Raw genomic sequence first — 6018 nt, forward strand, 5'->3', positions numbered from 1 at the left:
GCCGCTCGCCCCCCGCCGTCTCGACGGGCGCGGCGTCGGCCAGGGCCGGCAGCTCGACGACGACGTCGCCCTGCGTCCAGACCGTCGCCGGCGGGCTGACGTGCACCGCGCCCGCCGGCCCGGTCAACGTCACGGGCAGGAACCGGTCGCCGTTGTGCGACGGCTCACCGCCGGAGGTGTCGGTCAGCCCGCCCGCGACCGCGAGCGTCCAGCCCTCGCCGGTCGACGCCAGGTCCGCGACGGGCATGCCGCACGACCAGTCCGTCCCCTCGAACCAGGGCGGCTGGTAGCCGTCCTGGTAAGGCGCCTCCGCACCGCCGGACCCGCCGTCGTCGGTGGGCTCGCCGCCCGACCCTGACTCGCCCGTGGCAGGCTCGCCCGACGGCGACGTCTGGCCGGTCGGCTCCGTGCTCGGGGTGGCCGGAGCGCTGGTCTCCGCCTCCTGCGGCGTGTCGGCCTGGCAGGCCGTCGTCGTGGCCAGCGCGGCACCCACCACCACTGCCGCCGCCAGCCGGGACATCCGTGTCGTACGCATGGCTGCTCCTCGTCCGGGCACCCCAGCGGCGCCCGTCATGACCTGTGACGCCCGGGCGCCCGGGACCGTTGCCCCGGACGGGGCGTACCGGTCGGCCTGTCGGGCAGGACCGGTCAGGCCGCGCCGACGGCGAGCGGCACCGGCGCCACGTGCACCGGGAAGTTCACCGACCGCGAGATGAAGCACATCGCGTGCGCCTTGTGGTGCAGCGCGGCCACGTGCTCGTCGGTGGCGAGCTCGCCGGCGTCCACCACGACGCGCGGGTGGAGCGTCACGTCGGTGAACGCGCCCTCGCCCCGCGACTCCACGCGCATGGTGCCGGTCGCCGCGTCGGTGTACTCCCGCACGATCAGGCCGGACTCCGCTGCCAGGTGCAGGAACCAGAGCATGTGGCACTGGCTCAGGCTGACGACGAACAGTTCCTCGGGGTTGTATCGGCCCGGGTCGCCCCGGAACGCCGGGTCCGCCGAGCCCAGCAGGGGCGGCTTGTGGGCCAGGTCGATCTCGTGGTCGCGCGAGTACGCGGTGTACGAGGACGTACCCGTGTCCCCCGCGCCGGTCCACCGCACCGTCACGGCGTAGTCATGCGTGGCTCCGCTCATGGACTCACCCTAGGGTGCGCCCGGCCCGCAGGCCATCACTTCGCCCCGCACGACACGCCGTGAGTCTCAGGCCGAGGCGGCCGCCTTGGCCCGGCTGGTCTTCCGGGACGCGGTCTTGCGCTTGGCCGCACCGTTGGTCGGCGGCAGCACCGGCACCTCGCCCGCCCGCGCGTGGCCGTCCAGGATCTCCGCGAGGTAGGTGCCCGTGTGGCTCTCCGGCACCTCCGCGACGACCTCGGGCGTGCCCTGCGCCACGACGTTGCCGCCGCCGCTGCCACCCTCCGGGCCCATGTCGATGACCCAGTCGGCGTTCTTGATGACGTCGAGGTTGTGCTCGATCACGATGACCGTGTTGCCCTTGTCCGCCAGCGACTGGAGCACGCCGAGCAGCCGGCGGACGTCCTCGAAGTGCAGGCCCGTCGTCGGTTCGTCCAGCACGTAGGCCGACCGGCCCGACGACCTCTTCTGCAGCTCCGCCGCCAGCTTGACGCGCTGCGCCTCGCCGCCGGACAGGGTGGGCGCGGGCTGGCCGAGACGCACGTAGCCGAGGCCGACGTCGACCAGCGTGGACAGGTGCCGCGAGATGGCCGGGAACGCCTTGAAGAACTCCGCGGCCTCCTCGATCGGCATGTCGAGCACGTCGGCGACCGTCTTGCCCTTGAAGTGCACCTCGAGCGTCTCGCGGTTGTACCGCGCCCCGTGGCACACCTCGCACGGCACGTACACGTCGGGCAGGAAGTTCATCTCGATCTTGATCGTGCCGTCGCCCGCGCACGCCTCGCAGCGCCCGCCCTTGACGTTGAACGAGAAGCGGCCGGGCCCGTAGCCGCGCACCTTGGCCTCCTCGGTCTCCGCGAAGATCTTGCGGATCCGGTCCCAGACGCCGGTGTAGGTGGCCGGGTTGGACCGCGGCGTGCGGCCGATCGGCCCCTGGTCCACGTGGACCACCTTGTCGAGCTGGTCCAGGCCCGTCACGCGCTTGTGCCGCCCGGCCACCCGGCGGGCGCCGTTGAGCTGGTTGGCCATGACCGTGTACAGGATCGAGTTCACGAGCGTCGACTTGCCCGAGCCCGAGACGCCCGACACCACGGTCAGCACGCCCAGCGGGAACGACACGTCGACGTCGCGCAGGTTGTTCTCGTGCGCGCCCACGACCGTGACCTGCCGCTTGGGGTCGACGGGCCGGCGCTCGGCCGGCACGGGGATCGAGCGGCGCCCGGCGAGGTACGCGCCCGTGAGCGAGTCCTGCTGCTCCAGCAGCCCGGCGTAGTCGCCCGAGTGGATGACGACGCCGCCGTGCTCGCCCGCGCCCGGACCGATGTCGACGATCCAGTCGGCCGCGCGGATCGTGTCCTCGTCGTGCTCGACCACGATGAGCGTGTTGCCCAGGTCCCGCAGGCGGGTGAGCGTGTCGATGAGCCGGCGGTTGTCGCGCTGGTGCAGGCCGATCGACGGCTCGTCCAGCACGTACAGCACGCCCACCAGGCCGGAACCGATCTGCGTCGCGAGCCGGATGCGCTGCGCCTCGCCGCCGGACAGCGTGCCCGCGGGCCGCTCCAGCGTGAGGTAGTGCAGCCCGACGTCGAGCAGGAAGCCCAGGCGCGCGTGGATCTCCTTGAGCACCTCGGTGGCGATCTGTGCCTCGCGGACGCCGAGCTCGATGCCCTTGAGGAACTCGGCGGCCTCGCCCACGGGGAGGCGGCTCACGTCGGCGATGGACAGCCCGCCCACCTTGACCGCGAGCACCTCGGGCTTGAGGCGCGCTCCACCGCACGTGGGGCACGGCACCTCACGCATGTAGGCCTCGTACTTCTCCTTCGACCAGTCCGAGTCGGTCTCGCGGTGGCGTCGCTCCAGGAACGTCACGGCGCCCTCGAACCCGGTCGAGTACTGCCGCTCGCGGCCCCACCGGTTCTTGTACTTGACGTGCACCTTGTGGTCGCGCCCGTGCAGGATCGCCTCCCGGGCCCTCGCGGGCAGCGCGCGCCACGGCACGTCCATGGAGAACTTCATCTCCTCGGCGAGCGCGGAGAGCACCCGCTCGAAGTACTCCGACGACGTCTGCGCCCACGGAGCCACCGCGCCGCCGCGCAGCGTCTGCTCGTCGTCGGGCACGATCAGGTCGGGGTCGACCTCCAGGCGGAAGCCGATGCCGGTGCACTCGGGGCACGCGCCGTAGGGCGCGTTGAACGAGAAGGTACGCGGCTCGATCTCGTCGAGCGCGAGCGGGTGCTCGTTGGGGCAGGCGCGCTTCTCAGAGAACTTGCGGAGGCGAGCGGGGCCGTCGATGCCCTGGTCGTTCGGAGTGTCGACCAGCTCGATCATGACCAGGCCGTTCGCCAGGGCGAGCGCGGTCTCCACCGAGTCGGTCAGCCGGCGCTGCACGCCCTCACGCGCCACGAGCCGGTCCACGACCACCTCGATGTCGTGCTTCAGCTTCTTCTCCAGCGTGGGCGGGTCGGTCAGCTGCACGACCTCGCCGTCGACCCGGGCGCGCGAGAAGCCCTTGGCCTGCAGCTCCTTGAACAGGTCCGCGTACTCGCCCTTGCGGCCGCGCACGACGGGCGCCAGCACCTGGTAGCGGGTGCCCTCGGGCAGCTCCAGGATCTGGTCCACGATCTGCTGCGGCGTCTGCGACTGGACCTTCTCCCCGCACACGGGGCAGAACTGCGTGCCCGCGCGGGCGTACAGCAGGCGCAGGTAGTCGTAGACCTCGGTGATGGTGCCCACCGTGGAGCGCGGGTTGCGGTTGGTCGACTTCTGGTCGATCGACACCGCGGGCGACAGGCCCTCGATGAAGTCGACGTCAGGCTTGTCCATCTGGCCCAGGAACTGGCGGGCGTAGGCAGACAGGGACTCGACGTACCGGCGCTGACCCTCGGCGAAGATCGTGTCGAACGCGAGCGACGACTTACCCGAACCCGACAGCCCGGTGAAGACGATCAGGCGGTCCCTGGGAAGGTCCAGATCGACGTTCTTGAGGTTGTGCTCACGGGCACCGGAGACGACGAGACGATTGCTCACAGAGGCATCCTAGGGCGCGCCACCGACATTCGCACGCCTGTTCTATGGATCACACTGGCAGACTCGTCACACCCGCGCCGTTCAGCGGATCGCGCGGCCCTCGACGGGGCCCGACCGGCGCACGCGAGCCTGCAGGTCCAGGGCTCGCAGGAGGTCCTGCTCGTGGGCGTAGGAGCCGTCGACGAGCCGCCGCCGGACCGCGACGACCTCCTGCGCGTGATCGGCCGCCGGGTCCGTCATCCCGAGGTCGAGGTGCACGGAGACGAGGTTGGTCAGCGCGGCCGCGAGCCCGGGCAGATGCACGTCCGGGCTGCGCCGGGCGAGCTCCCGGCGCAGGCGCACGGCCTCCGTCGTCGGCTCCACGCCCTCCTGCAGGCGCCCGGCGTCGATCAGGGCCGCGCCGAGGTTGAGCAGCGCGTTGGCGAGAGCGGGCTCGAAGCGGCCGGGGTCCTCCCCCGCGAGCCGCCGGAGGCGCTCGACGGCCTCCCTGGTGGGCGCCACGGCGTCGGCGGCCCGGCCGAGCTCGGCATAGAGCACGCCCAGGTTGGACAGCGAGTGCGCCAGGTGCTCCTCGCCCGGCTGCCCCTCCTCCGCGAGGCCGCGCCGGATCGCCACGGCCTCCTGCTCCAGCGGCAGCGCCTCCTCCGGCTCACCGGCCCGTGAGTGCGTGACCGCGAGGTTGGAGAGGGACGCCGCGAGCATCCGGCGGTACCGCGCCGGGTGCTCGCGGGCGAGGCGACGACGCAGCAGCACGGCCTCTCGCTCGAGCGAGACGGCCTCGTCCAGGTCACCCAGGCGCGACTTGACCGCACCGAGCGAGGCGAGCGTGTAGGCCAGCGTCCAGGTGTGCGTCGCGGGGTTCTCGCGGACCAGCTCGCGCCGGACGGCGGCGGCCTCGGTGAGCGGCGCCACGGCCTCCCGGTCCCGGCCGAGCGCCGCGTACGCGTTGGCCAGGTTGGTCAGCGCGAACCCGAGCTCGTTGCGGTGCCGCTGCGGTGCCTCCAGCATCATCCTGCGGCTGAGCTCGACGGCCTCCCGGGCGACCGGCACCGCCTGCTGCGGCCGGCTCTCGGTGAGCGTCACCGACCGGTTGGACAGCGCGGTGGTCAGGAACACCGCCCACTGCCGGGGGTCGCGCTCGACCAGGTTGCGCAGGATCGGGAGCAGCTCGGCGAACGTGTCATCCTCCTCCTGGGGCGTGCCCGTGTCGTTCTGCACCACGTTGAGGCTGATCAGCACGCGCGCCACCTCGGCCTCGCACCACGACCGGTCGCGCTCGGGGGCGGCCCGGACCAGGTCGAGCGCCTCACGGTGGGCGGCCAGGGCGGCCTGGGTGTGCCCGGCCCGCCAGCGCGCGCTGCCCATGGCGTTGATCGCCGAGACCAGGGCGGTGCGATAGCGGTCGGGGTCGCCGGTGGCGATGCGCCGCCAGGCCTCGACGCCCGCGTCCAGCACGTCCAGCGACTCGGTCACCCGCGCGACGTCCCGCAGCGCGGTACCGAGGTCGACCAGGGCCTCCGCACGGCCGACGGCGTCCCGGGCCACCTCGACCAGCCGCTCGCCCCGGTGCACGTCGTCGACCGAGGCGTCGACCACGGCGCGCCGCTTGAGCAGGAACGCGGCCCGCAGGGTACGCGGGTCGTCCCCGGAGGAGTCGGTCGCCCGGCGCAGGAGCTCGCCGGCCAGCGCGGTGGCGGCCGGCACCTCGGACAGCTCGACCTCCAGCCGCCGGGCGACGCGCACCACCCGCAGGGCGCTCTTGCGTGACAAGCCCCACGTGCAGGAGCCGACGAGGGAGACCGAGCGGCCGAGCCGGTCGGTGAGGAGCAGATCGCCGAGCCGGTCCGGCCCGGCGGG

4 protein-coding genes are annotated in these 6018 nt (G+C 72.8%); all 4 read right to left on the minus strand.

Going from position 1 to position 6018, the window contains the following annotated elements; all coding sequences use genetic code 11:
* On the minus strand, positions 1-535 hold a 535-nt coding region (locus tag PROKR_RS36575), incomplete at its 3' end, for a hypothetical protein (RefSeq protein ID WP_425414955.1).
* 113 nt (positions 536-648) lie between these two features.
* Complete coding sequence (locus PROKR_RS28830; protein WP_036970920.1) at positions 649-1137, minus strand: OsmC family protein; 489 nt, start codon at positions 1135-1137, stop codon at positions 649-651.
* Between the two features lie 66 nt (positions 1138-1203).
* Positions 1204-4161: an excinuclease ABC subunit UvrA gene (uvrA, locus tag PROKR_RS28835; protein WP_036970923.1), complete on the minus strand. Its 2958-nt coding sequence runs from the start codon at positions 4159-4161 to the stop codon at positions 1204-1206.
* 81 nt (positions 4162-4242) lie between these two features.
* On the minus strand, positions 4243-6018 hold a 1776-nt coding region (locus PROKR_RS28840; protein ID WP_036970926.1), incomplete at its 5' end, for a tetratricopeptide repeat protein.

Origin of the sequence: Promicromonospora kroppenstedtii DSM 19349, from assembly GCF_000515355.1 — a bacterium.
GTDB lineage: Bacteria > Actinomycetota > Actinomycetes > Actinomycetales > Cellulomonadaceae > Promicromonospora > Promicromonospora kroppenstedtii.

Bases quoted from the DNA above. Each gene is read 5' to 3' on its own strand.
- PROKR_RS28830 (WP_036970920.1), bottom strand. From the start codon at position 1,137: ATGAGCGGAGCCACGCATGACTACGCCGTGACGGTGCGGTGGACCGGC.